Here is a 26,758-nt window from a genome sequence, read left to right as displayed (position 1 = left end):
CGGCTTTTTTGCATTAGAGAAAACCAATCATATTTTCACTACCTCCCTCATACAACTGTATTGACATCTAATTTTATTTTTTAAGGATTAGATGAAAGGAGGACACCGACTTGTCTCAAAACAATCGATTACAGTTTTCAGTAGAAGAATCCATTTATTTCAAAAGCGGACAGGAAGTCAGTGAGCTGCTGTCAATTTCTCTTGACCCTGACATTCTCGTTCAAGAAGTGAATGATTATGTTTCCATTAGAGGTTCACTCGAGCTAACAGGAGAATACAACATAAATCAAGAGGAGCTATTGGGTGAATTGAGTTCCTTTCCAACATACAGGGAAGCAGATGAGGTAAAGGTCAGAGAAGACGGAACGGCGGAGCTTTTGCATCAATTTCCAGTCGATATCACCATTCCGAAGAACAAAATTAGTCATTTAAATGATGTGTTTGTGTTTATTGATGCGTTTGATTACCAGCTGACAGAGAATCGTTTGCTCACCATTCAGGCTGATTTAGCCATTGAGGGCTTATTAGACGAGGAAACGCCTCCGGCGCCTGTAGAGGAGCCGTATGAATTTGTCCATCGTCCTGAAGTGGATTATGGCGATATGGCCTACGATTATCAGTTGCAGCCAGAACATGAAGAACAAGAAGAGCTGCAAGGCGAAGAACGTGAGCATGATGAGAATCAGCCTGTATTCCAACATGACACGCGCGCGGAGCAAGAGGAACAGGAAGTGCAGGAAGTACAAGAAGAAGAGGAAGAAGAAATTGAGATAGAATTGGTGAACAGGGAAGTAGAGGAAGCGTCCGACGAACCTGAAGAATTAGAAGAACCTGAAGAGCCAGAACAGCCGGAACAGCCGAATAATCAAGAAGAAGCTGTGGCGCTTGGTTATCGATCCATCCCTGAAGCTCAGGTGCAGGAACCGCCATTTTTTGAACCGCCAAAGCTATTAGAAGAAGAGGAGCGGGAAGAGCCGTTCTTTGAAGTGGAAGTGAGAAAGGATCCGGAAGCTGCTGAAGAGCAGGAAGAAACGGTACAGTCGTATCCGGCTTTTGAAACACCTGCTGATCAAGTGGAACCTGAGCATGAGGCGCACGATGATGAATATCAGCTCGGGCGTTTATATGAACGGGAAGCACCTAAAATATATGAGTCAGCTCAAGAAGAAGAGGAGCTTGAAGAAGACGTGAGAGAAACGTCTGGCAGTGAGAACTCTCTTTATTTAACAAAGCTGTTCGCTAAGCAGGAGGAGGAAGATTTTTCCCGCATGAAAATATGTATAGTTCAGCAAGAAGATACGGTCGATCGTATTTGTGAGAGATATCAGTTGAATGTGCAGCAGCTTCTTCGCACAAACTCATTATCGATGGATGCGGAGCTTGAGGAAGGGCAGATTCTTTATATTCCTGAATATCAAAAAAGCAATGCATAGCAAGCGATGACTGACCGAGAAAATGTGGTGAGTGAACGTGGATGAAATCCAATCTGTCTTATACGAATACGGGCTTGAGGCTGAATATATTGAACCTGTCAGTCCTGCTGTCATCAAGGTCTATACAAAGCAGGGTGTATTTGCTCTGAAACGAGTAAAAGCCAGCCGGCATATGCAATTTACAGAACAAATGCTTGAACTGGAATCAAAGGGCTATCGCTCCTTTGTGCCGATTTATCGGACGAAGAGCGGTTCCTTTTTCTCAAGTCATCGGGAAAGCCGGTATGCATACTATTTGATGCCGTGGCTGACGAATGAAAAGAGAGAAGAGCAGGACGATAAGCATGAATATTTATTTCAAGAGATTGCAAGACTTCATAAGCGGACTGAAGTCATGATGGATATCACAGCGCAAGAGATAGAAGCACATTACACACAAATCAAGACCAAATGGGAAACAGAGAAAGACATGTATGAACGATTCATAGAGCGGGCAGAACAAACGTGGTATATGTCGCCATTTGAGCTGGCCGCTGCTATGTATTTTTCAGAGGCGATGTCTGCCAGTGAATTTGCGCTTGAACGTTTAGAAGATTGGCATGAAGAAATGACAGACAAAGAGACAACGCGTGTTGTGCTAAATCATGGACAGCTATCGATCCATCACTTTTTGTATAATGATGTAGGGACAGGACATTTCACCAATTTTGAGCGGTCTAAAAAAGCCGCCCCCATTTATGATCTTCTGACCTTTTACTTTCGGACATTCAAAACCTATCCCACGTCTTGTCCTGAATGCACTTCCTTGTTTTATACGTATCAAAAAGGAAACCCTCTTAGGGAGGAAGAACTGCATTTATTCCTAAGCTACCTCGCTTATCCGCAAGGTCTGTTTGATACGGTAAAAGCCTATGAAGCAGGCGGGCAGGATGAAATGGAAAGCTGCCAGCAGCTGTTAAGAGCGTATTGGCAGATGAAAAATTCAGAGCCGACTGTCATGAAGATTCACGAGATTGAGCAGGCTAGACGGCTTGAAGAAGAACAAAGTGCCTCGTCATCGGCGGAATGACGAGGTTATGCTGCGTTGGCTTTATATGGGCAGGTACATAATGATAAGTTTTTAAAACCAATCAAGGTGAAAGGCACAGGCGAGAAAAATAAGAATACCTAGAATGAGGACGTCAAATGTCGTAGGGAAAATGATCGTACGAAATCCTTGAAATATAGCAATCGGGAGAACGACTTGGGAAGCAACTGCCCGAATTTGTCTCAGCCAGGGGGGAAGTGTGTAAGGATTGATCTTCTTCAAATCAAACGCCCTCCTTCTTCATTTTGTTATTATCATATGGGCAAAAGGGCGAAGGGTGCCTGCCCAATTTGTATAAAGAAGAAGAAAAGCGGAAAAGATGATTGACGAAAACAAAAGGCATTTAGTAATATTAATAAAAGATGAGTATGTGCTGATGAACGTGATATATCGTAAGCGTGGATCAGGAAGAGTACGAGCAAGACCCTAAAGAGAGGGAAACCAAGAGCTGAAAGGTTTCCTAGGATGTACTTGTTTGGAAGGTCGCCTGTGAGCTTAATTTCTTGAATGAACAAGTAGAGAAATTCGGGAGAACCCCGTTATCCTTTAGAGTGTATGGGACACGTATATGTGTCTCGTGAAAAAAGGTGGTACCGCGAAAAAGCTTTTTCGTCCTTTTATAAGGATGGAAAGGCTTTTTTTATGTTTCATCAGCCGAAAAAATGTGGAGGTTACACAAATGGGAACAAATAATCAAGAAATGCCAACAAAGTACGATCCAAATGCGATTGAAAAAGACCGCTATACGTACTGGCTTGAAGGGAAATTCTTCGAAGCACAAAATGACAAAACGAAAGATCCATATACAGTCGTCATTCCTCCACCAAACGTGACAGGAAAACTGCATCTTGGGCATGCATGGGATTCTACACTACAAGACATCGTGACACGTATGAAACGGATGCAGGGCTATGACGTTCTTTGGCTTCCAGGTATGGACCATGCCGGTATTGCGACTCAAGCAAAAGTCGAGGCAAAGCTTCGCGAAGAAGGCGTAAGCCGGTATGACCTTGGCCGAGAGAAATTTGTAGAAGAAACGTGGAAGTGGAAAGAAGAATATGCAGATTTTATTCGCAGCCAGTGGGCGAAAATGGGTCTTGGCCTCGATTACTCCCGTGAACGTTTTACTTTAGATGAAGGTCTGAATAAAGCCGTTCGCCAAGTGTTTGTCCAATTGTATGAAAAAGGGCTTATTTATCGCGGAGAGTACATTATTAACTGGGATCCAGCAACGAAAACGGCACTTTCTGATATTGAAGTGATTTATAAGGATGTTCAAGGTGCGTTTTATCACTTGAGATATCCGCTTTCAGATGGAACAGGTTCAATTGAAATTGCGACAACAAGACCTGAAACTATGCTGGGGGATACAGCCGTAGCCGTACACCCTGATGACGAACGCTATCAGCATTTGATTGGAAAAACAGTGGTTTTACCAATTACAGGCCGTGAGATCCCAATCGTCGGTGATGACTATGTTGATATGGAGTTTGGCTCAGGTGCTGTGAAAATTACACCTGCTCATGACCCGAATGACTTTGAGCTTGGAAACCGCCACGGGCTAGAGCGTATTCTTGTCATGAATGAAGATGGCACAATGAATGCGAATGCCCTGAAATACAAAGGAATGGACCGTTTCGAATGCCGCAAACAGCTTGTGAAAGATTTACAAGAGGAAGGCATTTTGTTCAAAATTGAAGACCACATGCATTCAGTTGGTCATAGTGAGCGAAGTGGAGCTGTCGTTGAACCGTATTTATCGACACAATGGTTTGTGAAAATGCAGCCGCTGGCAGACGAAGCCATTCATCTGCAAAAAGGGGACGACCAAGTTCAATTTGTTCCAGACCGATTTGAAAAGACATATTTACATTGGATGGAAAATATCCGTGACTGGTGTATTTCTCGTCAGCTATGGTGGGGACACCGCATTCCGGCTTGGTATCATAAAGAAACGAAAGAAGTATACGTTGGACTTGAAGCACCAGAGGATATTGAGAACTGGGAACAGGATAACGATGTGCTTGATACATGGTTTAGTTCAGCGCTGTGGCCGTTTTCTACAATGGGCTGGCCAGATGCAGACAGTGAAGACTTCAAGCGCTACTACCCAACCAATCTGCTTGTAACAGGCTATGACATCATTTTCTTCTGGGTATCCCGCATGATCTTCCAAGGTCTTGAATTCACAGGAGAAAAACCGTTTAAAGATGTCCTCATTCATGGGCTCATCCGCGACGAACAAGGACGTAAAATGAGTAAGTCCCTTGGCAATGGAATTGATCCAATGGAGGTCATCGACAAATACGGTGCGGATTCATTAAGATATTTCTTAGCGACTGGAAGCTCACCAGGCCAGGATCTTCGTTTTAGCTTTGAAAAGGTTGAATCCACTTGGAACTTTGCGAACAAAATTTGGAACGCATCCCGTTTTGCTTTAATGAATATGGATGGTTTAACGTATGATGAGCTTGATTTATCAGGGGAAAAATCAGTTGCTGATCAATGGATTTTAACACGCTTAAATGAAACAATTGAAAGTGTCACACAGCTTGCTGACAAATATGAATTCGGTGAAGTGGGCAGACATTTATACAACTTCATTTGGGATGATTTCTGTGACTGGTACATTGAAATGGCGAAACTTCCGCTTTATGGTGAAGACGAAGCAGCAAAGAAAACGACTCGTTCGATCCTTGCGTATGTATTAGATCAAACAATGAGACTTTTACATCCGTTTATGCCGTTCTTAACAGAAGAAATCTGGCAGCATCTACCGCATGAAGGTGAGTCTATTACTGTAGCGGCATGGCCTGAAGTGAAGCCGGAGCTTTCCAACGAACAAGCTTCTGCTGATATGAAGCTGCTTGTTGAACTCATTCGTTCTGTTCGTAACATTCGCAGTGAAGTGAACACGCCAATGAGCAAACAAGTTGAGCTTTACATTAAAGCATCTACGTCTGATGTTCAGGAACGTTTAGAGAAAAATCGTTCATATATTGAGCGCTTCACGAACCCAAGTGTTCTTGAAATTGGCACAGATGTTCCAGCTAGTGATAAAGCGATGACGGCTGTCATTTCTGGAGCAGAACTCATTCTGCCGCTTGAAGGCTTAATCAACTTAGATGAAGAAATTGCTCGTCTGCAAAAAGAGCTTGATAAACTGACAAAAGAAGTGGAACGAGTTCAGAAAAAGCTTGGCAATGAAGGCTTTATGAAAAAAGCGCCTGAAAGTGTCGTAGAAGAAGAGCGTGCGAAAGAACGTGATTATGTCGCAAAACGCGAAGCTGTTCAAAAGCGTATTGAAGAGCTGAAAGCATAAGGTTGAAAAGACGGCTCCTAATGAAATGGAGTCGTCTTTTTTGAAAATTTCGTATGAAATGAGAGATGACATTGTTTACAACCTATCATGAAGCGATTGAGTGGATTCACAGCAGACTGGCCTTTGGTGTAAAACCGGGTCTTGAACGAATGAAATGGCTGATGAACAGACTAGGAAATCCGGAACAAAGCATAAAAGCAATACATGTTGCAGGTACAAATGGTAAAGGATCAACCATTGCGTTTACGCGTTCTGTTTTACAGGCAGCCGGCTATTCGGTCGGAACTTTCACCTCCCCATTTATACTAACGTTCAATGAAAGAATCAGCGTGAACGGAGCGCCTATAGAGGATGAAGAATGGCTGAATTTGGTGAATGAAATCAAACCTCTTGTTGTTGAATTAGATCAAACAGAGCTTGGCGCAGCAACAGAATTTGAAATCATTACAGCGTGTGCATTTGCTTATTTTGCTCATGTGCACCAAGTAGACTTTGTCCTCTTGGAAACAGGGCTTGGCGGAAGGCTTGATTCTACAAATATTGCTGTGCCTACCTTAACAGCGATTACGTCGATTGGTCATGATCATATGGCCATTTTAGGTGACACACTTGAACAAATTGCAGCTGAAAAAGCGGGCATTATCAAAGAGGGTATTCCGATGATCACGGCAGTTCACCAGCCTGAAGCTCTTGCTGTCATTCAAAACACAGCCAAAGAAAAGAATGCCGAATGTATTTCATTACATGATACTTGTAGTTTTGATGAGCAGCAGCCGACAGAAACAGGTGAACGATTCACGTTACGCACATCAAAAAGGCAGTATCCTCAGCTTGAAACAGGATTAATTGGAACGCATCAAAGGCAAAATGCTTCCCTTGCTGTTTTACTCATTGAATGGCTGGAGCAAGAAGGCTATATTAGCGTGACAGAAGAGCAAATATATGAAGGCATTCGGCAGGCAGTTTGGGCTGGAAGGTTTGAAAAAGTCAAAGATCATCCTCCAGTGTATTTAGACGGTGCTCATAATGAAGAAGGGATCGACCGTTTAATTGAAACTGTGCAAGCTCATTTTTCTACTAAACAGGTGCATATATGTTTTAGTGCTTTAAAAGATAAGCCGTACAAGCAAATGATTCAAAAGCTTGAAGCCGTTAGTTCTTCTATCCATTTTGTTTCATTTGATTTTCCAAGAGCCGAATCAGCTGAAAAGCTTTATGTATGCAGTCAGTTAGACGCAAAGTCTTATGATGATGACCCTCGTACAGTGCTTGAGTTCATTCAGAAAAAAAGTGATGATCCTTCAGCGGTGATTCTTGTGACAGGCTCTCTTTATTTTATTTCAGATATACGAAATCGTATGATCGGGTAACAAAAAAACGCAAGTGGCTTCAATGCCTCTTGCGTTTTTTTCTTTTGATACGCAGAAGGGAAGTAAAATCATATTTTCGCTATGTGCTCAATGAATACGGTCGTGGTAAAATCTGGTCTATCTTATTCTCGGAAGGGGTCACAATATATGATAGGCATTTTTGTGTTTCTTGCAGGCATCACCATGGGGTCGTTCTTTCATCTAGTTGGTGAAAGGCTGCCACTGAAGCGGTCTATTCTTTTTCCTCGTTCTCACTGCACAGCCTGTAAACAGCCGCTTTCCTTGCGCGAGATGATTCCGCTAGTTTCGTATGCATTATTGAGGGGGACTTGTAAACATTGCGGCACTCGGCTGTCTTTGCTATATCCACTGATTGAGCTGCTGTCAGGCAGTCTTTTTTTGCTCATGTATAGAATCGCTGGTATTTCGTTTGAAGGTCTTTTTCTTGTGATTCTTTGTAGTTTATTTGTGATTGCTGTCGTGAGCGATCTCCTTTATATGAGGGTGCCAAACGAGCTGTTTCTCTTCTTTTTCCCTCTTTTCGTCATATACCGCACGCTTGAACCTCTTCTTATTTGGTGGGAAGGAGCGGCTTCGCTTCTTTTTTGCTTTCTCTTGTTTTATAGTTTAGATCGTTTCAAGCCAAATAGCATGGGCGGAGCTGATATCAAGCTGTTCGGAGTGCTTGCATTTTGCTTAGGATTCAAGCCATTCCTTCTCATTCTTTTCCTCTCGTGTATCGCTGGAATCGTCTATGCGAAGGTTTTTTCCTTTCGAATAGATGAGCCATTTCCCTTTGTTCCTGCGATCTCTTTTTCTTTTTGGCTGTATCTCTATGGAGCTCATGTCATGCTCCCATTCACCGGGTCGACCGGTTGAAAAAATTGGCGAACACTTTTTTTCCCTGCCGACAAAAGTCTTGTTCTTTTTTTTATCCGCTATGTTAAAGTGTGAAACAGAAAGAAGGACGGGTTACATTCGCGCTGATTCATTGGACAAAAAGGTCTTTCTTACAAACAATGTCAGAAAGCGGGGAATGACAGTGAAAAAAAGGCAGGTAAAAAAACAGGGGTTAAAAGTCAATATTAATGGCAAAGAAGAAATGCTTCATGAAGATGACCATCAGCCGCCAAAACAACAAGAGGATGATCAAGTGACGTTTTCGAATTGGGAGGAAAAAAGGCAGTCAGAACTGGAGACTGCTGCTTCCGAGGAAGAACCGGCTAAACCGAAAGAAGAAGATTTCCAGTGGGATGATGCAGCTGATCATATTTATCATTCTGATCCAAAGGTCGTCACACCTTATCAAAAGAAAAAAGGCTCCTTTGATCAGAAGTTCGGTAAAAACCGCGGCCCGTTTAAGAGAGTGATGACAACGATTGTGTTTGCAGTGGTTCTTGGGACAGGCCTAGGTGTGTTTGCACTTAGCTTAAGTCAAGATGGTAATCAGAATCCATCAGGGGGAGATATCAGCGTTTCAGCTTCCGGAAATCAATCATCAATGAAAGCAGGCGGGGATGCGCCGCCAGCAGATACTGCTGATGAATCAAAAGAGAATAAAGATGAAAAAAGCGCCTCTGGCAGCTTTTCAACATATGTTGTACAGGCTGGAAAGTTTTCCTCTGAAAAAGGAGCAGATGAATTAGTTGGCAGTTTAAAAGAAGCAGGATATGCGGGGAAAAAGGTCTCAATGGATGATGGCTATTATGTTATTGCCGGGCTTGCGACAGAACAGGGCATGACAAGTGCTGTTGGGAAGAAGCTGATTGATCAGCACTTTGAGGCGTGGGGAGGCAAGGAGCTCTCATTTCAAGTACCGGAGGAGCTGACTAGTTTAATAGAAAAGGCATCTGTTTTATCCTCTAAGGTCATTGCAGGGGATGATGTGGATCAAAAGGACGTTGCGCAGCTGATCTCTGAGCTTGAAAGTGCCAAAACAACGGACGCACCAGCTAAAAGCAGTTTGCTGAAAGCGGTGCAGCTGTTAAATGAACCTACTGCTGAAAACGGGTGGAAATCTCAGCAGGTACTGCTTGATCAATTAAATACGTAAAATCCTATTTTAAGAAACCAAACTAGTCAAAAAATGACTAGTTTTTTTCTTTTGCATCCAACATAATGATGAAGGAACATGAAAAATGAATTTTCGTAAATTGTCGGTAAGATGTACATTTGATAGGATGAATGGGTATCTTACTTCTTAGGCTAAACCCTGAAAGGATGAACAAACATGAACCAATTGATTCTCGCATCTCAATCCCCTAGAAGAAAAGAATTGCTTGATCTAGCAGGGTTTTCTTATGACATTCAAGCAAGTCAATTAAAAGAAGAAATAAATCGAAACCTTTCTCCTGCAGAGAACGTCCAATGGTTGGCAGAACAAAAAGCAAGTGATATTCAAAGATTATATCCCGAAGCTGTGATTATTGGTGCAGATACGATTGTTGCAATTGACGGCAAATGTCTTGGGAAACCAAAAGACAAGGAAGAAGCGGCCTCAATGCTTCAATTATTGTCAGGAAAGACACATCAAGTCTTGACGGGTGTCACGATTCAGTCAGAGAATAGAAAAGAAACATTTTATGAACAAACAGAAGTGACGTTTTGGACACTTGCGCAAAATGAAATAGACCGCTATATCGAAACGGGAGAACCGCTTGATAAAGCGGGAAGCTATGGCATTCAAGGAAAAGGCGCACTGTTTGTTCAAAAAATAGATGGTGATTATTTTTCCGTTGTCGGTCTCCCTATTGCCAAAACAGTTAGAGTGCTCGAAACATTTGGAATCACCCCTTTTTGATGACAGGAAGGAATCTAAAAGGAGTGGGCATCATGAACGATTTCCCTATGTTGCTAAAGCATTTTCCTCAAGATGAAAAGCCGAGAGAACGATTTATGAAATATGGTCCCGGCAGTCTGTCAAACCATGAACTTGTTGCGATTCTTTTAAGGACAGGCACAAAAAAGGAATCAGTTCTCCAAATTTCTGCAAGACTTCTGCAAACATTTGGCGGTCTTCGCTCTGTAAGAGAAGCCTCAATTGAAGAAATGTCGAAGATTCGAGGAGTTGGAAAGGCGAAGGCGGTCTCTCTATTAGCTGCTTTAGAACTCGGCACTAGATTACACCATCAAACGACGGACAACCGCTATGTGATCCGCACACCAGAGGATGGGGCAAAATATGTGATGGAAGATATGAGGTTTTTACAACAGGAGAATTTCGTTTGTCTTTATCTCAATTCAAAAAATCAAGTTCTTCATAAACATACTGTGTTTATTGGAAGTTTGAACTCATCCATCGTTCACCCGCGTGAAATTTTCAAAGAGGCGTTTAAACGTTCGGCTGCTTCATTTATATGTGTGCACAACCATCCATCTGGAGATCCGACGCCGAGCAGGGAAGATATTGAAGTCACACTGCGACTTTTTGAATGTGGAAAGCTGATTGGAATACAGCTGCTTGATCATCTTGTCATAGGTGATCAAAAATTTGTGAGTTTGAAGGAAAAAGGGTATTTGTAACACTTTTTTTTTCAATGTTTTACGATATAATAGAGTTTATGAGTTTTTCCCTAAGGGAATTTTGGTTTAAGAAAGGAAGATACATACATATGTTTGGAATTGGTACAAAAGACCTTGGAATAGATCTTGGAACAGCGAATACGCTTGTTTTTATTAAAGGAAAAGGCATTGTTGTGAGAGAACCTTCGGTCGTAGCCTTGGAAACTGATACGAAGTCTATAGTGGCAGTCGGAAATGATGCTAGAAACATGATTGGCCGTACACCTGGTAATGTTGTGGCATTACGCCCAATGAAAGACGGAGTCATTGCAGATTACGAGACGACAGCAACAATGATGAAATATTACATTAATCAAGCATTAAAAGGCAAAGGGCTTTTTGCTCGTAAACCTTACGTCATGGTATGTGTACCATCTGGTATTACAGCTGTAGAAGAGCGTGCAGTCATTGATGCAACAAGACAAGCTGGTGCACGTGACGCATACCCGATTGAAGAGCCATTTGCTGCGGCAATTGGTGCTAACCTGCCTGTATGGGAGCCAACAGGAAGTATGGTTGTGGACATTGGCGGCGGTACAACAGAGGTAGCGATTATTTCTCTTGGCGGCATTGTGACATCACAATCAATCCGCGTGGCAGGAGATGAAATGGATGATGCAATCAGCAGCTACATCCGTAAAACGTATAACCTAATGATCGGTGATCGTACGTCAGAAGCGATTAAAATGGAAATCGGTTCTGCGCAGCCTGATGTACATGATGAGATGGACATTCGCGGCCGTGACCTTTTAACAGGTCTGCCAAAAACAATCTCTATTACGGCAGAAGAGATTGCAAAAGCGCTTCGCGATACGGTGGAAACAATTGTCGATGCAGTGAAAATGACTCTTGAAAAAACCCCGCCTGAGCTGGCAGCAGATATTATGGACCGCGGAATTGTTTTAACAGGAGGCGGTGCATTGCTTCGTAATCTTGACAAAGTCATTAGTGATGAAACGAAAATGCCAGTCATTATTGCAGAAGACCCGCTTGACTGTGTGGCAATCGGAACAGGGAAAGCACTAGAACATATTCATTTGTTCAAAGGAAAATCAAAAGATAATCGATAATCGGTCGTAATTAAAGAGGTGTAAGACATGCCGCAGTTTTTTATGAATAAAAGATTAATGTTGCTCCTTGTCTGTGTCATCGTACTGGTGGCCATGATTGGTTTTTCAGTGAAAAGCGGCAGAGGTGCTTCATGGCCGGAAAAATTAGTGGGGGATACGACAGGCTTTTTTCAAGGTGTCTTTCATAAACCATCACAATTTATTGCCGGTATTTATGGGAACGTACAAGATTTAAAGAACACATATGATGAAAACGAGCGTCTTCGAAAAAAACTTGATGGACAAACCCAATATGAGGCGAAACTTCAAGAACTAGAAGATGAGAACAAAAAGCTTCGCAAACAGCTTGGCTATGTGAACTCTATTCGTGACTACACGCCAATTCTCTCAACTGTTATCGCAAGAAACCCATCTCTTTGGGATAGCTTTGTGATGATTGATAAAGGGAAAAAACAAGGCGTGGACAAAGATATGGCGGTCACAAATGAGAGTGGTGCGTTAATTGGAAAAATTGAAAGTGATAAGCTCAACAATTTTACTTCGACTGTAAGGTTGCTAAGCTCTACTGACCAAAATAATAGAATTTCAACGAAAATTTTTGCGAAAAAGGGCAAAGAAGAACTCAATGGAATCATTAACGGTTATGACAGCAAGAAAAAAATGCTGACTATGAATATTCTGAAATCCGATGCAGATGGGGATGTCAAAAAAGGAGATCTTGTTGAAACATCTGGAGCAGGGGGCGTATTCCCGCAAGGCTTAACGATTGGTAAGGTGAGTGAAATTGAGCCAGACCATTACGGCCTGACAAAGATCATTTACGTAGAACCAGCGGCTGAACTCAACAATTTAGACCGCGTGATTGTGGTGAATCGCAGCACAAGTACAGCAGATGCATCTGAATTGACGAAGGAGGAAGGCTCGTGAAACGTGTCCTTCTTGCTTTCGTCATGTTGTTTATCTTCGTATTTGACAGCATTTTTGTTGATTTAGTGAAGCTCCCATTTGTTTCAGAGAATCAAATTTTAGCTCCTCATTTCATTTTACTCGCACTTGTATTTATGACTGCTTTTGTGAATCAAAAATATGGTGTGATTTACGGGTTTATCTTTGGACTTTTATATGATATTTCATATACAGGTATACTTGGTGTTCATATGTTTGGCTTTGGGGCGCTTTGCTATTTGTTAGCAAAAGCCTTTAAAGTTCTGCAAACGAATATGTTAGTTGTCGTCTTTCTGTCGATTATTGCTGTTTCCGTGATGGAGTTTTATGTATACGGCGTTCAAGCGACAATTCAACCAGGGATTATGCCGTTTAATACGTATGTCATCGAACGTTTTATTCCAACGATTCTTTTAAATACTGCTGCGTCTCTCATACTTGTTGTGCCGCTAAGGCTCTTTTTCACCCATGTGAAACAAGAACTGATCGACGAATAAAAGCAGGAGTTTGTCCAATTACGGCGAAATGAGTATGTTGTTGAGGTGAGCATCTTGAAAACTCAAAAACAGCAATATGTGACGATAAAAGGCACAAAAAACGGATTAACATTACAGTTAAATGATGACTGTTCGTTTGATGACCTTCTTTCTGGCTTGCGAGAGGTTCTGTTACTTGAGCAATATACAGATGGAAGAGAAGGACATAAAGTCAATGTGCATATTAAGCTTGGTTTTCGTTATTTAACAGAGGATCAGGAGACACGTTTGACCGAAGCGGTGTCTGAAAATGAACATCTCGTTATCCACTCAATTGAAAGTGACGTCATGTCAACTGAAGAGGCGAGACGATTAAAAGCAGAGGCTGAAATTACTTCTGTAGCAAAAATTGTACGCTCTGGACAGGTGCTGTATGTCGAAGGAGATCTTTTATTAATAGGAGATGTCAATCCTGGCGGAACGATTCGCGCAGGGGGAAATATTTTTGTGCTTGGCGCATTAAAAGGTGTGGCGCATGCTGGATGTAATGGCAACAAACAGGCTGTTATTGCGGCATCACATATGATTCCAACACAGCTTCGCATCGCACAAGTTATTAACCGTGCACCAGACCAAAAAGAAGATGGAAATGAAATGGAATGTGCTTATTTAGATATAGATGGCAATATGATCATTGAACGCCTGCAGCAATTGGCTCATATAAGACCTAATCTGACAAGGCTTGAGGGAGGAATGTGAAATTGGGCGAGGCTATTGTGATTACCTCAGGAAAAGGCGGCGTTGGCAAAACAACAACATCTGCAAACTTAGGCACAGCACTAGCAATTCAAGGGAAAAAAGTGTGTCTAGTTGATACCGATATCGGCCTTCGGAATCTGGATGTCGTGATGGGGCTAGAAAACCGCATTATTTATGATCTAGTCGATGTAGTAGAAGGAAGATGCAAAATTCATCAAGCGCTTGTAAAAGATAAGCGTTTCGAGGATCTTTTGTATCTTTTACCTGCTGCTCAAACAAGCGATAAAACGGCTGTAGAGCCGGAACAGATCAAAGAATTAATTCAATCATTGAAACAAGACTTTGATTATGTTGTCATTGACTGCCCTGCTGGAATTGAGCAAGGCTTTAAAAATGCTGTATCCGGTGCAGACAAGGCTATTGTCGTGACGACGCCTGAAATCTCAGCTGTGAGAGATGCGGACCGAATCATCGGTTTGTTAGAACAAGAAGATATCGAACCGCCTCGTTTGATTGTCAACCGTATTCGTACACACATGGCGAAAAATGGCGATTCAATGGATGTAGATGAAGTGGTACATCACTTATCGATTGATCTACTTGGCATCGTAGCAGATGATGATGATGTGATTAAGGCTTCAAACAATGGTGAACCGATTGTCATGGATGCTAAAAACAAAGTATCGATTGCCTATCGCAATATTGCCCGCCGCGTACTAGGCGAATCAGTACCGCTTCAATCTTTTGAAGAAGAAAACAAGGGAATGTTTGCAAAGCTGAAAGCATTCTTTGGTGTAAGAGCATAATCACTGAACCGTGATAGAAAACCTTTGCGAAGCGAATTTGACATTCGTGAGCACCGGAGCGCAGACCGACACTGAATGCGAGGGTTTCTCTGCACGCTGAGACCGATTCGATGAGAATCGGTCTTTTTGTTGCATATCAGATGGGGTTGTCACATAAAATGTACAAACTGTTTGTATGTAAAGGGTGATCTCATGAAAAGAGTGGACGAGTACCGAAAGAAAATCGCGCAGCGCCGCAAAACGATGCAGCCAGCTGCTCTCTCTAAGAAGACGGATTTCAAGAAAAAAGAAGATATCCCGCCATGGGTTATGCTGACAGAGGAAGAAAAGCATTCTGGCTCGACCTCCTATGAACCGGCGTCCCATCAGCCAAAGAAATATCGTCATCCCTTATTTAACCCGAATACCTTTGTGCTTAAATGTTTATTATCAGCGTCCCTTGTGTTGATTGCAGCCATTTCATTTAAAGGTCAGACAGGTCCGTTTCAGCAGCTGAAGCCGATGATTACTCAGACCTTTGAGCAAGATTTTCAATTTGCTGCTGCTAACCGCTGGTTTGAAAAAACAGTTGGACATCCGCTGGCCTTTTTAACAGAGAAAAAAGATGGCCAAAAGGACGTACAAGCGAATCAAGAACTGGCTGTTCCTGCCTCTGGTAAAGTGCAGGAATCCTTTACGCAAAATGGAGCAGGTGTCAAAGTGGAGACATCCGCTGAAGCCATAGATAGTATGAAGGAAGGCTATGTGGTTGAGGTGAAAAAGAAAAGCGATACAGGGCTTACCGTGGTGGTGCAGCATGCAGATAACAGCTATAGCTGGTACGGTCAATTAAAGAAAGCGGATGTGGCCTTATACGATTTTGTCGATAAGGGTGAAAAAATTGGCCAGATTTCGCTTGATGATCAAGGGAAGGGCATGTATTACTTTGCCATTAAGCAAAATGAACAATTTATCGATCCTATTCAGGTGATGACCTTTGAATAGATGGCTGCTCATGCTGACGAAAATTCATATCCATCCGCTGCTGTGGATTGTGATGGCGTTTGCGGTTCTGTCAGGCCAAATTAAGCCGCTGCTTTGTCTGCTTATCATCGTCTGTGTCCATGAACTTGGACATGCAGCGGCTGCCTGCTATTATCATTGGCGCATTCGGCGGATTTTTTTACTGCCATTTGGCGGAACGGTGGAAGTAGAGGAACATGGGAACCGTCCGTTAAAAGAAGAGCTGGCGGTCATTTTGTGCGGGCCGCTTCAGCATGTACCGCTCCAGCTCATGGCATGGCTTTTCATGGAGGCTTCTCTTATTTCGCATGACGTCTTTACGATGTTTACCTTTTATAATATGGCGATTTTTCTTGTGAATCTTTTGCCCGTTTGGCCGCTTGATGGCGGAAAATTATTCTTTTTGCTCTTATCCGTTTTTTACCCTTTCCAACGTGCACATGCCCTAGCAATAAAAGGCTCACTTTTCTTTTTCGGTCTATTGACAGGAGGGTTACTTTTGTTTGCACCGCTGCAATTCAATGGCTGGGTGCTGCTCACTTTTTTAGCTTATTCACTCGTGATGGAGCACAGGCAGCGGCATTACGTCAGGGTTCGCTTTTTACTAGAACGGTATTACGGTAAAAAAGAGCAAAAGGTAGAAAAGCTAATTCCGCTGAGAGCAAGTGCAGAGGAAAAAGTATACGAAGTGATGGCACGATTTCAAAGGGGCTGCAAACATCCGATTATTATTGAAAGAGATGGCGTGAAGATGAGCCAGCTTGATGAAAATGAACTGCTCCATGCGTATTTTTCAGACCGCAGAACCACCTCCTCAATGGAAGAGCTTCTTTTACCGTACTAATAGTGAAAATACATTGACATTCTGCGTCTAGTTTGATATATTTTTTAATGTTATGGATATGTAGCACCCGTGCTACAACCGCGCGGAGCAGGTGTAAAGTGCCTATGGCCCCCTGTATTCGGCGAGTCTGAGTTTATTAGGAGGTGCAGAGATGTACGCAATTATCGAAACTGGTGGTAAACAAGTAAAAGTTGAAGAAGGTCAAACTGTTTATGTTGAAAAACTAGCTGCTGAAGCAGGTGAAACAGTAACTTTCGAAAACGTATTGTTTGTCGGCGGAGACACTGTCAAAGTGGGTAACCCTTCAGTTGCTGGAGCAACAGTAACGGCTAAAGTTGAAAAACAAGGTCGCGGTAAGAAAATTACTGTGTTCAAGTACAAACCGAAGAAAAACAACCACAAGAAACAAGGTCATCGTCAACCTTACACTAAAGTTGTTATCGAAAAAATCAACGCTTAAGGCGTGTGAGTGATATGATCAAAGCAACCATTACTCGGTCTTCAGCAGATGAAAGCATTACGTCTTTTCAGATGACTGGACATGCCGAGTTTGCTGAAAAAGGTCAGGATCTCGTTTGTGCAGGTGTATCAGCTGTTGTTTTCGGCTCAGTCAATTCAATTATTGCACTGACAGGATTGGACCCACTGCTTGATATTGGTGAAGAAGGCGGCTACTTCTCTTTTGAACTGCCAGCTGATACAGATCCAGTATCCTTTGAAAAAGCCCAGCTGCTTTTAGAAGGCATGGTCGTTTCCTTAGAGACAATTGAACGAGATTATCACGATTATGTGAGAATATCAACAAAAAAATAGGAGGTGAACTTCATGCTTAGATTAGATCTTCAATTTTTCGCATCTAAAAAAGGGGTAGGTTCTACAAAGAACGGACGTGACTCTGAGTCTAAACGTTTAGGCGCTAAACGTGCTGATGGTCAATTCGTAACTGGTGGTTCTATCCTTTATCGTCAACGTGGAACGAAAATCTATCCAGGTGAAAACGTTGGACGCGGAGGCGACGACACTCTTTTCGCTAAAATCGACGGAACAGTTAAATTCGAACGTTTCGGTCGTGACCGTAAAAAAGTGAGCGTATATCCTGCGGCACAATAATTGCTAAAAACTCCGGTCATTGACTGGAGTTTTTTTCACTTTTTACAAGCAGTACCGAAGATGATAAAAGAAGATGCACTCCATAAATATCAAAGAACGTTTGCTGACTTTGCCTCATTTTCTCCTATACGATCAGAAAAAACAACCTTTCCTCACATAACTAGTGTTTTTCTATGCTGTCTTCTCTGTTATAATTCAGGGAGACATATTGATGATAAGACTCCTAAAAGAGAGACCAAACGATTGGGAGTGCGATAATGGAAGAGATACCAAGTAAAGAAAATGAAAAATTAACTCACGTTGCATTAACAAATGAATTGATCTATCTGCTCAGTCGTTCAAGACACGACTGGATGAATAAATTACAGCTGATCAAAGGCAACTTGACATTAGAAAAATATGACCGCGTGTTTGAAATTATAGAAGAAATGGTCATTGAAGCACAGCATGAATCCAAACTCTCAAATTTAAAAATTCCCCAATTGGCCTATTACTTTCTAACATTTAATTGGGAGTCGCATTTTATCACCTTAGAATATGAAGTGCTTGGTGAAACCCGAGACTTATCAGCATATGAATCGCAGCTGCTAACGGTATCACAGGAGTTGTTTTCGATATTCGATCAATCAGTTTGCCAAAAAACTGAAAATCATTTAACGGTCACGTTCCAAACAGATCATGAAGAAAATGATGTGATCTTATATTTTGATTTCAAAGGAAAATTAACAAGTTTGGATGCGTTAAATGCGTTTCATGACGCAAACTATCCATGTATGAGTATAACGCAATTTCATGTGACGCCTCATGAGTCCATGATTGAGCTTTGTTTGAGGCAAGAACGAGATATGTGATGCAGAGAAACGGAGGAAGTTATGTTTGTAGATCAGGTTAAAGTGTATGTTAAAGGCGGTGACGGCGGAAACGGTATGGTGGCGTTCCGTCGTGAAAAATATGTACCAAAGGGCGGCCCAGCAGGCGGCGACGGCGGAAATGGTGCAGATGTTGTATTTGAAGTAGACGAAGGACTTAGAACGTTAATGGACTTTCGTTATAAGCGCCATTTCAAGGCTGACCGCGGCGAGCACGGAATGAGTAAAAACCAGCATGGCCGAAATGCGGAAGAAATGATTGTCAAAGTTCCGCCGGGTACGGTTGTAACAGATGCAGAGACGGAACAAGTACTAGCTGACTTGACAGAGCATGGGCAGCGGGCTGTAATTGCCAAAGGCGGACGTGGCGGACGTGGAAATTCACGCTTCGCAACACCAGCAAACCCTGCACCACAGCTGTCTGAAAACGGTGAACCAGGTAAAGAACGTGACGTCATTTTAGAATTAAAAGTACTTGCAGATGTTGGACTTGTTGGTTTCCCAAGTGTCGGGAAGTCAACGCTGCTCTCGATTGTTTCTTCTGCGAAACCAAAAATTGCGGATTACCATTTTACAACGCTTGTACCGAACCTCGGGGTTGTTGAAACAGACGATAACCGAAGCTTTGTTATGGCGGATCTGCCAGGACTGATCGAGGGAGCGCACGAAGGCGTTGGCTTAGGTCATCAATTTTTACGTCATATTGAGCGTACACGTGTCATTGTCCATGTCATTGATATGTCTGGACTTGAAGGGCGTGACCCATACGAAGACTACGTGACGATTAATGAAGAGCTTGAGCAGTACAATATGAGATTGACAGAGCGTCCGCAAATCATTGTTGCGAACAAAATGGACATGCCAGATGCAGCTGACAATCTAGAGGCATTCAAGGAAAAATTAACGGATGACTATAAAGTGTTCCCGATTAGTGCGATCACAAGAGAAGGGCTTCGTGAGCTCTTATTTGAAATCGCCAATCAGCTTGAAACAACACCGGAATTCCCGCTCTATAATGAAGAGGAGCTGTCGGATAACCGCGTGATGTACAGGTTTGATGAAGGCGATGCACCATTTGAGATCTCTAGAGATCCTGATGGCACATTTGTCTTAACGGGTAAAGCACTTGAGCGGCTCTTTAAGATGACAGACTTCTCAAGAGATGAATCTGTTAAACGATTCTCTAGACAGCTGCGCGGAATGGGTGTCGATGATGCCTTGCGTGAGCGCGGAGCAAAAGATGGCGACATCATTCGTCTGCTTGAATTTGAATTCGAATTTATTGATTGATCAAAAGGAGGGTCCAGACCATGGGCTCTCCCGTTTTTAAAAGGGGAGAAAACAGGTGAAAGAAGAAACGTTCTATTTAGTAAGAGAGGATGTACTTCCAGATGCGATGCGAAAAACGCTTGAAGTCAAAAAGCTTCTCGATCGCAAAAAAGCTGATTCAGTTGCCGATGCTGTTCAAAAAGCGGATTTAAGCCGCAGTGCTTTTTATAAATACCGAGATGCTGTTTTTCCATTTTATACAATGGTGAAAGAGCAGATCATCACATTGTTTTTCCACCTTGAGGACCGGTCTGGGGCTTTATCAAGACTGCTTCAAATTGTGGCTGACTCTGGCTGTAATGTGTTATCCATTCACCAAACGATTCCGCTGCAAGGAAGAGCGAATGTCACCTTATCAATTAGTACAGCTGGTATGGAAGATGATATCAACACCGTCATGAATCAATTAAGAAAGCTTGAATTTGTCGAAAAAGTCGAAATTTTAGGTTCCGGGGCGTAAAAGGAGAGATCATAGCAGATGAAGCAATTAACTGTAGGTTATTTTGGACCAGAGGCAACATTTACTCATTTGGCCGTATGCTCTTGTTTTCCAAAAGATGCGGTGCAGCGTGCCTATGCAACGATTCCGCAATGTATGGATGCTGTGTCAAAGGGCGAAGTCGATTTGGCGGTCGTTCCACTTGAAAATGCACTCGAAGGCTCTGTGAACTTAACGATTGATTATTTAATTCATGAAGAAGCGCTGTCCATTGTGGGGGAAATGACAGCACCAATTCGGCAGCATTTGCTTGTCCACCCATCAAGAGCCGAGAGCTGGGAGACGTTAGATGTCATTCAATCACATCCTCACGCGATTGCCCAGTGTCATCAATTTCTGAAAAAGCAGTACCCTCATATTCCTCATCGGCCAGTGGAATCAACAGGCTATGCAGCAAAATACATCAGTGAGCATCCAGATGAAGCTGTCGGGGCTATTGCTAATGAAATTGCCGCACAAACGTATGGTTTGACGATTGCGAAAAAAGACATTCATGATTATCCGCACAACCATACACGCTTTGTGATTTTACATAAAGATCCTAACGCATCGTTCCCAATGAATTCTGGTTTCTCATCAAAGCCAAAAACGACCATTGTGGTCAGTCTGCCTAAGGATGACCAATCAGGCGCATTGCACCGCGTGCTGTCTGCTTTTTCTTGGCGGAATCTCAACTTGTCAAAAATTGAATCTCGTCCGACAAAAACAGGTCTTGGACATTATTTATTTATTATTGATATTGAAAAAGAAATGGATGATGTCCTCGTTCCTGGTGCGATTCAAGAATTAGAGGCGATTGGCTGTGAGGTTAAGCTGCTCGGCAGCTATCAAACATATGAATTAACGAATGAAAAATAGTGTCCCGTGCAGGACACTATTTTTTTAGTCTTTTATTAAAAACCCAGCATCATCCAGCGCTTGAATGGCTTGGTCAAGCTGCTTTTGGCTGTAAGAAGTGAGAGTATGCAGGTGCACGCCGTCTGTTAGTTCTGACAAGTAGGAAGCGCCGGTGTTAGAAATATGATGCACAAAATCAGCGACTTGTTTCCGTGTACTGACGCGAATAGAGGCCGTCAGTTCACCATAAACAGGGTGCTCAATGATCACATCTTTCACCGTCACACCAAAGTCTACAATTAAGGTCAGTTCCTCTTCTGTACGAGCAGGATCATGCTTGCAGGCGATGATTTGTTCAATTTCTCTTTCTGGCGCATGCTGCGCTGCCATATACACATAGCCTTGGCTTGTGGCAATAATGGGTTCGTTTTTTGCTTTTAATAATGAAATATCTTGTACAATGACTTGCCGAGAGACAGCCGCCTTTTTAGCTAAAAAGCTTCCAGTAAGCGGTGTGTCTGTTTCTTTCAGCCACTCTAAAATGGCGTTTCTTCTTTCTTCGCCAATGAGTTTCCTCTCTTGCTCCACGTCCTAAGCTCCCTTCTTCTCCTTTTGCAAATGCTCAAATGTATGCAAAAGCTGATCGATGTCCTCTTTTGATGACTGCCATCCAAATGATAGTCGAATAAATTGAAGGGCATCACGATCTGATACACGCAATGCCTTCACAGCAGGGGAAGGATGGTGATAACCAGAAGCACATGCGCTTCCAGTTGAAAGACAAATCCCATGCCGGTTACATGCTAACATTACATATTGTCCTTCAAACCCTTCAAAAAAACAACCAATAATATGAGGCAGCGTGCGGCGGTTGTCATTGTCCTGAAGTGTACGAACTGGCAGCTGTCTTATTTTTAACTGCTGAAGAAAATAATCACGCAGCTGCTTATCTAATTTATGCTGTTCATCCAGCCTAAGCATCGTTTGTTCGCTCGCGGCCGCAAAAGCACCGATACATGGAACGTTCACTGTCCCTGGACGTAAGCCATTTTCCTGAACTGCTCCTGTATATAAAGGTTTCCAAGGAACATGTGCGCCCATATAAACGGCACCAGCGCCTTTAGGAGCATACACTTTATGACTTGAGATGGACACGGCATCGACTCCAAGTTCTTTGATGGACACACGAATCTTTCCAAATGTTTGCACAGCATCTGTATGAAAAAGAATGTTCCTTTCTTTTAAAAGAGGGGCTAATTCAGCAAGCGGCTGGATAATTCCTGTTTCTGAATTAGCATGCTGAATAGATACTAGTCCTGTTTCAGGCAATAATGCTTTTTTGAGAATGTCCTTTGTTATGATTCCATCCTGATTCGGTTCAATGATCGTGACTTTTACGCCAAGACGCTCTAAGCTGCTAACTGCATGATGAACAGAAGGATGCTCAACTGAAGTTGTGATGACATGCTGTTGATGTGTCGGCAGTCCATTGATGATCGATTGAATCGCAAGGAGATTGGATTCAGTTCCACCGCTTGTAAAGTAGACCCCATCTGGTTCACCCTCGATCATGGCAGCGAGTGATTGTCTGCTGTAAGTCAATATGTCATTTGCTTTTCCCCCGGCATCATGAAGACTGCTTGCATTTCCGTAGAAATTTTTACTCAGCTGCTCAAAAACATGCAGCGCTTCCTCTGAAACAGGTGTAGAAGCTGCGTAATCTAAATAAACCAACCCATCCATCTCCCGTGTGAAAATTTTTTCTTGTATTTATTTTAGTGTTGTGTAATGATATGTGTCAAGACAGGTGTAAATGACAGGAGGGGCGATGGTGTCATCAATCAAAAAAGTCATTGTGGTGGGATCAGGCATTGCAGCGCTTTCCTTTGCAAAAACCATTTCGAAAAGCTGCCAGGTCATCATGATGACAAAAAAACAATGTTCATCTAGTAATTCCATGCTGGCACAAGGAGGAATCGCTGCTGCCTTTTCAGCACATGATTCAGTTCAGCAGCATGTGCAGGATACACTAGCTGCCGGCTGTGACCACAATGATGAAAGAATTGTACAAGAAATCGTGAAACTTGGAAAACATCTTGTGGAGCAGCTCGTAGCAGAAGGCTGTCCATTTGATCAAGATGAGACGGGAGAGCCGCAATTAGGCAAAGAGGGAGCACATACCACTCATCGCATCTTGCACGCGGGAGGAGATCAATCAGGTAAAACTCTTGTACAGTTTCTGAAAAGTCAGCTCGGCTCACATATTCATTTATACGAATATCATCATGTCATTGATCTATTGATTCATGAAGGGACATGTACGGGTGTTGTGTGGAAAGACGAGACAGGACACGTACATACGATGACCGCAGATGCCGTTGTTTTATCAACTGGCGGCTGCGGCTCCCTATATGAGACAAACACAAATGATCCTTCTGTAACAGGAGACGGACTGATGATGGCCTATCGAGCCGGGGCGCAATTAGTGGATCTCGAATTTGTTCAATTCCATCCTACTCTTTTAACAATCGCGGGAAAAGCAGCTGGTCTCATTTCAGAGGCAGTACGGGGAGAGGGAGCTTATTTAGAAGATGAAACAGGCAGGCGGATTATGAAAGATATTCACCCGCAAGCTGATTTAGCACCTAGAGATGTGGTCGCTAGAGCGATTTTTCATGAGCAGCAATTAGGTCATCAATTGTATCTTAACATCCATAATATTCCGCATTTTTCAGCTCGTTTTCCAGCAATAGATGCGATGTGCCAGCGTGCAGGCGTCGATATGGCAAGCGGCAGGCTGCCAATTTCCCCAGGTATGCACTTTTTAATGGGCGGTATCAGCGTGAATGAATATGGAGAAACGACTGTTCCAGCACTATTTGCCATTGGAGAAGCGGCCTGCACTGGCTTACACGGTGCGAATCGATTGGCGAGTAATTCTCTTCTGGAAGGTCTCGTGTTAGGCAGCAAAGCGGCACAGAGAATTGAACAGCTGCCTAAACTGAAAGAAACAAGTCCACCTTTTTCTATTCAAGAAATATGGATGGTCCCAATGATTTCAACAGCTCAGCTAAGACAATGGATGACTACATTTGCGGCCATTGTGAGAGATGAAAAAGGCTTGCAGACTTTGCTTCATTCGCTGCAACATGTCAATTTTCAGCAAATTAATGTGAAGGATATCACAAATGAACAGATCGAATTAAGCAATCAATGGGCATTAGCGGTTTGCCTTGCTAAATCTGCATTACTTCGTACAGAAAGCAGAGGCGGCCATTATCGAATGGATTATCCAGAGCGGAGTGATGCGTTGTGGCAGGGCAGGCAGATTGTTCATGAAAAAGGCCACATTCACATTATGAAAAATGAAAGGATCGGTGCCAAATGGAACGTTTACAGTTAAAACAAATGCTCACTCATTTTTTCACAGAAGATATTGGCTTTGGAGATGTATCAGCAGATGCCATCTTTGGAGACAAGAAAGGAACAGCTCTTATCATTGCGAAACAATCTGGTGTATTGGCAGGGTCACAACTGATTGATACAGGGTACCGCCTGTTGAATGAACAGATTCAAACTGAGCTGTTTTTTCAAGAAGGTGATTGGATTCATTCAGGCGCTGTACTGGCGAAAATAAAGGGCCCAGTCAAGGACTTATTAAAGGGAGAGAGGGTCATTTTAAATCTATTGCAGCGAATGACAGGTATTGCCACCTTAACACATGAGGCGGTGCAGCGATTAGGTGACCCGTCTATTACGATTTGTGATACGAGAAAAACGACACCCGGCTTGCGTATGTTAGAAAAATACGCAGTAAAGACAGGCGGTGGTAAGAATCATCGCTTTGGCTTATCGGATGGGGTGATGATTAAAGATAATCATATTGCCGCATGCGGTTCTATCCGTGAAGCTGTAGAGAAAGCAAGAGCATATGCCGGTCATATGGTGAAAATTGAAGTGGAAATTGAATCAGAAACGCAGCTAATGGAAGCCATTGAAGCAAAAGCGGATGTTATCATGTTTGATAACTGCTCTCCGGACGAGGTAAAACGTTTTAAACAAATGACGCCAGAGTCCATTCTGACAGAGGCTTCAGGGGGGATCACCTTAGAGACATTGCCAAGCTATAGGGGGACAGGAGTCGATCTTATTTCACTTGGTTTTCTGACTCATTCAGCCCCAGCATTTGATTTTAGTATGAATATGGAATTCAGTCATAAAGGGGGAACAACTCATGTCCATGCTTAATGTATTAGCCAATCAACATGCAGTCATGATGCCAGATGAATATAAACACCGCTCTGATGATGAGATGAAGCAGCGAGTGTTAGAAATTAAGCGGGCTTTTGGTTCAAAGCTTTTTATACCGGGCCACCATTATCAAAAGGATGAGGTCATCGAATTTGCAGATGCCACAGGAGATTCATTGCAGCTGGCACAAATAGCTGCCGACAATCACGAGGCTGAATACATTGTGTTCTGCGGTGTTCACTTTATGGCAGAAACGGCAGATATGCTGTCAAACAAGAATCAAAGCGTCGTTTTGCCAGATATGAGGGCGGGCTGTTCAATGGCAGATATGGCGAACATGAAACAAACAGACAGAGCATGGGAGCAGCTCACTGATCTGTTTGGGGATACAATACTTCCGCTTACGTACGTCAATTCAACAGCAGATATTAAAGCATTTGTCGGCAAGCATGGCGGGGCAACTGTTACTTCATCAAACGCTAAAAAAGTACTCGAGTGGGCACTGACACAAAAAGAGCGGATTCTGTTTCTCCCTGATCAGCATCTAGGGCGTAATACGGCTTTTGATTTAGGTATTCCGCTAGAAGAAATGGCTGTGTGGGATCAGATAGAAGAAAAGCTCATCACCGATCAGCCGCTTTCTCGTATTAAGATGATTTTATGGAAAGGCCATTGCTCCGTACACGAGAAGTTTACCGTTCAGAATATAGAAGAAATGAGAAAAAAAGACCGTGACATTCAAATTCTTGTCCATCCTGAATGCACGCATGAGGTCGTAAGGGCTTCTGACCTAGCAGGTTCAACGAAATTTATTATTGATACGATCAAACAGGCACCAGCAGGAAGCAAATGGGCGATTGGAACAGAGATGAATTTAGTCAAACGGATCATAGCGCAGCACCCAGATAAACAAATTGAATCCCTTAACCCAGATATGTGTCCATGTTTGACTATGAACCGGATTGATCTGCCTCATTTGTTATGGTCACTTGAAAGCATTGAGAAGGGTCAGCCGGCCGGGTTGATACAGGTCAATGAAGACATCACGAAAGACGCATTGCTTGCACTCAAGAAAATGCTCACCATTAAATAATGAATCAGCCCCTCCTATCAGAAAACAAGTTTTTATCATATCGGCTTGTAAATAGGCATAAATTTATGTTGAAACATATTGTACTTCTGACATAA

The 26,758-nt window shown here is 42.7% G+C and carries 28 protein-coding genes and 2 other annotated features; of the genes, 25 read left to right on the top strand and 3 right to left on the bottom strand.

Annotation, left to right across the window (positions count from 1 at the left end; all coding sequences use genetic code 11):
* The first annotated feature begins 110 nt into the window (after positions 1-110).
* Positions 111-1,433, top strand: a complete 1,323-nt coding sequence (locus NSQ25_RS12620) for a LysM peptidoglycan-binding domain-containing protein (RefSeq protein ID WP_326136195.1) — start codon at positions 111-113, stop codon at positions 1,431-1,433.
* Between the two features lie 37 nt (positions 1,434-1,470).
* On the top strand, positions 1,471-2,502 hold the full coding sequence (ysxE, locus tag NSQ25_RS12615; RefSeq protein WP_034279820.1) for a spore coat protein YsxE: 1,032 nt from the start codon (positions 1,471-1,473) through the stop codon (positions 2,500-2,502).
* Between the two features lie 51 nt (positions 2,503-2,553).
* Here the strand turns inward: ysxE and NSQ25_RS12610 are convergent, their stop codons facing one another.
* Positions 2,554-2,742, bottom strand: coding sequence for a hypothetical protein (locus NSQ25_RS12610; RefSeq protein ID WP_003216497.1), 189 nt, complete (start codon positions 2,740-2,742; stop codon positions 2,554-2,556).
* Between the two features lie 168 nt (positions 2,743-2,910).
* Positions 2,911-3,140, top strand: a binding site (T-box leader).
* Between the two features lie 59 nt (positions 3,141-3,199).
* Here NSQ25_RS12610 and NSQ25_RS12605 point away from each other — a divergent pair.
* The 20 genes from NSQ25_RS12605 to pheA all read left to right on the top strand — a co-directional run bounded on the left by NSQ25_RS12605 (position 3,200) and on the right by pheA (position 21,340).
* The gene (locus tag NSQ25_RS12605; protein WP_073206700.1) at positions 3,200-5,842 is read left to right on the top strand and encodes a valine--tRNA ligase; all 2,643 of its coding nucleotides are present in this window, start codon (positions 3,200-3,202) and stop codon (positions 5,840-5,842) included.
* Positions 5,843-5,907: 65 nt separating this feature from the next.
* Positions 5,908-7,212, top strand: a complete 1,305-nt coding sequence (locus NSQ25_RS12600; RefSeq protein ID WP_070326437.1) for a folylpolyglutamate synthase/dihydrofolate synthase family protein — start codon at positions 5,908-5,910, stop codon at positions 7,210-7,212.
* A 147-nt stretch (positions 7,213-7,359) separates the two neighbouring features.
* The gene (locus NSQ25_RS12595; protein ID WP_211043158.1) at positions 7,360-8,091 is read left to right on the top strand and encodes an A24 family peptidase; all 732 of its coding nucleotides are present in this window, start codon (positions 7,360-7,362) and stop codon (positions 8,089-8,091) included.
* 157 nt (positions 8,092-8,248) lie between these two features.
* The gene (locus NSQ25_RS12590) at positions 8,249-9,265 is read left to right on the top strand and encodes an SPOR domain-containing protein (RefSeq protein WP_326136196.1); all 1,017 of its coding nucleotides are present in this window, start codon (positions 8,249-8,251) and stop codon (positions 9,263-9,265) included.
* A 177-nt stretch (positions 9,266-9,442) separates the two neighbouring features.
* Entirely contained in the window at positions 9,443-10,012 is a 570-nt protein-coding gene (locus NSQ25_RS12585) for a Maf family protein (protein ID WP_326136197.1), read from the top strand.
* A gap of 47 nt (positions 10,013-10,059) precedes the next feature.
* The gene (gene radC, locus NSQ25_RS12580; protein WP_326136652.1) at positions 10,060-10,734 is read left to right on the top strand and encodes a DNA repair protein RadC; all 675 of its coding nucleotides are present in this window, start codon (positions 10,060-10,062) and stop codon (positions 10,732-10,734) included.
* Positions 10,735-10,823: 89 nt separating this feature from the next.
* Complete coding sequence (locus tag NSQ25_RS12575; protein WP_007501538.1) at positions 10,824-11,843, top strand: rod shape-determining protein; 1,020 nt, start codon at positions 10,824-10,826, stop codon at positions 11,841-11,843.
* Positions 11,844-11,870: 27 nt separating this feature from the next.
* A complete protein-coding gene (gene mreC, locus NSQ25_RS12570; RefSeq protein WP_048239013.1) occupies positions 11,871-12,770 on the top strand; it encodes a rod shape-determining protein MreC in 900 nt (299 codons plus the stop codon).
* Positions 12,767-13,285, top strand: a complete 519-nt coding sequence (mreD, locus tag NSQ25_RS12565) for a rod shape-determining protein MreD (protein WP_061109422.1) — start codon at positions 12,767-12,769, stop codon at positions 13,283-13,285. The genes mreC and mreD overlap by 4 nt, the downstream gene beginning before the upstream one ends.
* A gap of 54 nt (positions 13,286-13,339) precedes the next feature.
* Complete coding sequence (gene minC / locus NSQ25_RS12560) at positions 13,340-14,023, top strand: septum site-determining protein MinC (RefSeq protein WP_046311942.1); 684 nt, start codon at positions 13,340-13,342, stop codon at positions 14,021-14,023.
* 2 nt (positions 14,024-14,025) lie between these two features.
* Positions 14,026-14,829 (top strand): septum site-determining protein MinD, encoded by an 804-nt coding sequence (minD, locus tag NSQ25_RS12555; RefSeq protein ID WP_017358134.1) that lies wholly within the window; start codon positions 14,026-14,028, stop codon positions 14,827-14,829.
* 192 nt (positions 14,830-15,021) lie between these two features.
* Positions 15,022-15,813, top strand: a complete 792-nt coding sequence (locus NSQ25_RS12550; RefSeq protein WP_326136198.1) for a M23 family metallopeptidase — start codon at positions 15,022-15,024, stop codon at positions 15,811-15,813.
* Entirely contained in the window at positions 15,806-16,675 is an 870-nt protein-coding gene (locus NSQ25_RS12545; protein WP_326136199.1) for a M50 family metallopeptidase, read from the top strand. Before NSQ25_RS12550 ends, NSQ25_RS12545 begins: the two co-directional genes overlap by 8 nt.
* 66 nt (positions 16,676-16,741) lie before the next feature.
* Positions 16,742-16,814, top strand: a sequence feature (ribosomal protein L21 leader region).
* Between the two features lie 12 nt (positions 16,815-16,826).
* A complete protein-coding gene (gene rplU, locus NSQ25_RS12540) occupies positions 16,827-17,135 on the top strand; it encodes a 50S ribosomal protein L21 (protein WP_003216781.1) in 309 nt (102 codons plus the stop codon).
* A 14-nt stretch (positions 17,136-17,149) separates the two neighbouring features.
* The gene (locus tag NSQ25_RS12535) at positions 17,150-17,488 is read left to right on the top strand and encodes a ribosomal-processing cysteine protease Prp (RefSeq protein ID WP_034279847.1); all 339 of its coding nucleotides are present in this window, start codon (positions 17,150-17,152) and stop codon (positions 17,486-17,488) included.
* A 12-nt stretch (positions 17,489-17,500) separates the two neighbouring features.
* Complete coding sequence (gene rpmA, locus NSQ25_RS12530) at positions 17,501-17,785, top strand: 50S ribosomal protein L27 (protein WP_003216586.1); 285 nt, start codon at positions 17,501-17,503, stop codon at positions 17,783-17,785.
* Between the two features lie 257 nt (positions 17,786-18,042).
* Positions 18,043-18,636 (top strand): sporulation initiation phosphotransferase B, encoded by a 594-nt coding sequence (locus NSQ25_RS12525; RefSeq protein WP_024423157.1) that lies wholly within the window; start codon positions 18,043-18,045, stop codon positions 18,634-18,636.
* A gap of 21 nt (positions 18,637-18,657) precedes the next feature.
* Complete coding sequence (gene obgE, locus NSQ25_RS12520) at positions 18,658-19,944, top strand: GTPase ObgE (protein WP_024423156.1); 1,287 nt, start codon at positions 18,658-18,660, stop codon at positions 19,942-19,944.
* Positions 19,945-19,999: 55 nt separating this feature from the next.
* Positions 20,000-20,443, top strand: coding sequence for an ACT domain-containing protein (locus tag NSQ25_RS12515; protein WP_065214575.1), 444 nt, complete (start codon positions 20,000-20,002; stop codon positions 20,441-20,443).
* A gap of 18 nt (positions 20,444-20,461) precedes the next feature.
* Positions 20,462-21,340 carry a prephenate dehydratase gene (gene pheA, locus NSQ25_RS12510; protein ID WP_034279853.1) on the top strand — a complete coding sequence of 293 codons (879 nt, stop codon included), beginning with the start codon at positions 20,462-20,464 and terminating at the stop codon, positions 21,338-21,340.
* A gap of 24 nt (positions 21,341-21,364) precedes the next feature.
* On the opposite strand, the gene NSQ25_RS12505 is transcribed toward pheA, so the two are convergent.
* Together NSQ25_RS12505 and NSQ25_RS12500 are read right to left on the bottom strand one after the other, a co-directional pair.
* Positions 21,365-21,907, bottom strand: coding sequence for a transcription repressor NadR (locus NSQ25_RS12505; protein WP_024423154.1), 543 nt, complete (start codon positions 21,905-21,907; stop codon positions 21,365-21,367).
* Between the two features lie 3 nt (positions 21,908-21,910).
* The gene (locus NSQ25_RS12500; protein WP_326136200.1) at positions 21,911-23,062 is read right to left on the bottom strand and encodes an IscS subfamily cysteine desulfurase; all 1,152 of its coding nucleotides are present in this window, start codon (positions 23,060-23,062) and stop codon (positions 21,911-21,913) included.
* A gap of 85 nt (positions 23,063-23,147) precedes the next feature.
* Here NSQ25_RS12500 and nadB point away from each other — a divergent pair, with 85 nt between their 5' ends.
* Genes nadB through nadA form a run of 3 tightly spaced genes read left to right on the top strand, consistent with a single transcriptional unit; the run spans position 23,148 to position 26,663 of the window.
* The gene (nadB, locus tag NSQ25_RS12495; RefSeq protein ID WP_326136201.1) at positions 23,148-24,722 is read left to right on the top strand and encodes an L-aspartate oxidase; all 1,575 of its coding nucleotides are present in this window, start codon (positions 23,148-23,150) and stop codon (positions 24,720-24,722) included.
* Positions 24,704-25,567 (top strand): carboxylating nicotinate-nucleotide diphosphorylase, encoded by an 864-nt coding sequence (nadC, locus tag NSQ25_RS12490; RefSeq protein WP_065214577.1) that lies wholly within the window; start codon positions 24,704-24,706, stop codon positions 25,565-25,567. The genes nadB and nadC overlap by 19 nt, the downstream gene beginning before the upstream one ends.
* Entirely contained in the window at positions 25,554-26,663 is a 1,110-nt protein-coding gene (gene nadA / locus NSQ25_RS12485; protein ID WP_034279863.1) for a quinolinate synthase NadA, read from the top strand. Before nadC ends, nadA begins: the two co-directional genes overlap by 14 nt.
* Positions 26,664-26,758 lie beyond the last annotated feature (95 nt).

The organism is Bacillus sp. FSL R5-0512 (genome assembly GCF_038593295.1).
Lineage (GTDB): Bacteria > Bacillota > Bacilli > Bacillales > Bacillaceae > Bacillus > Bacillus safensis.
Note: the sequence above shows the minus strand (reverse complement) of the source record. Positions and strands in the feature narration are given on the sequence as shown.

Excerpts from the sequence above, each read along its gene's own strand:
- rpmA (WP_003216586.1), top strand. The coding sequence starts at position 17,501 with ATGCTTAGATTAGATCTTCAATTTTTCGCATCTAAAAAAGGGGTAGGT.
- NSQ25_RS12605 (WP_073206700.1), top strand. The coding sequence starts at position 3,200 with ATGGGAACAAATAATCAAGAAATGCCAACAAAGTACGATCCAAATGCG.
- nadB (WP_326136201.1), top strand. The coding sequence starts at position 23,148 with ATGGTGTCATCAATCAAAAAAGTCATTGTGGTGGGATCAGGCATTGCA.
- nadA (WP_034279863.1), top strand. The coding sequence starts at position 25,554 with ATGTCCATGCTTAATGTATTAGCCAATCAACATGCAGTCATGATGCCA.
- NSQ25_RS12600 (WP_070326437.1), top strand. The coding sequence starts at position 5,908 with ATGACATTGTTTACAACCTATCATGAAGCGATTGAGTGGATTCACAGC.
- NSQ25_RS12535 (WP_034279847.1), top strand. The coding sequence starts at position 17,150 with ATGATCAAAGCAACCATTACTCGGTCTTCAGCAGATGAAAGCATTACG.
- NSQ25_RS12525 (WP_024423157.1), top strand. The coding sequence starts at position 18,043 with ATGGAAGAGATACCAAGTAAAGAAAATGAAAAATTAACTCACGTTGCA.
- obgE (WP_024423156.1), top strand. The coding sequence starts at position 18,658 with ATGTTTGTAGATCAGGTTAAAGTGTATGTTAAAGGCGGTGACGGCGGA.
- NSQ25_RS12595 (WP_211043158.1), top strand. The coding sequence starts at position 7,360 with ATGATAGGCATTTTTGTGTTTCTTGCAGGCATCACCATGGGGTCGTTC.
- NSQ25_RS12500 (WP_326136200.1), bottom strand. The coding sequence starts at position 23,062 with ATGGATGGGTTGGTTTATTTAGATTACGCAGCTTCTACACCTGTTTCA.
- mreC (WP_048239013.1), top strand. The coding sequence starts at position 11,871 with ATGCCGCAGTTTTTTATGAATAAAAGATTAATGTTGCTCCTTGTCTGT.
- NSQ25_RS12585 (WP_326136197.1), top strand. The coding sequence starts at position 9,443 with ATGAACCAATTGATTCTCGCATCTCAATCCCCTAGAAGAAAAGAATTG.
- nadC (WP_065214577.1), top strand. The coding sequence starts at position 24,704 with ATGGAACGTTTACAGTTAAAACAAATGCTCACTCATTTTTTCACAGAA.
- NSQ25_RS12575 (WP_007501538.1), top strand. The coding sequence starts at position 10,824 with ATGTTTGGAATTGGTACAAAAGACCTTGGAATAGATCTTGGAACAGCG.
- rplU (WP_003216781.1), top strand. The coding sequence starts at position 16,827 with ATGTACGCAATTATCGAAACTGGTGGTAAACAAGTAAAAGTTGAAGAA.
- NSQ25_RS12550 (WP_326136198.1), top strand. The coding sequence starts at position 15,022 with ATGAAAAGAGTGGACGAGTACCGAAAGAAAATCGCGCAGCGCCGCAAA.
- pheA (WP_034279853.1), top strand. The coding sequence starts at position 20,462 with ATGAAGCAATTAACTGTAGGTTATTTTGGACCAGAGGCAACATTTACT.
- radC (WP_326136652.1), top strand. The coding sequence starts at position 10,060 with ATGTTGCTAAAGCATTTTCCTCAAGATGAAAAGCCGAGAGAACGATTT.
- NSQ25_RS12590 (WP_326136196.1), top strand. The coding sequence starts at position 8,249 with ATGACAGTGAAAAAAAGGCAGGTAAAAAAACAGGGGTTAAAAGTCAAT.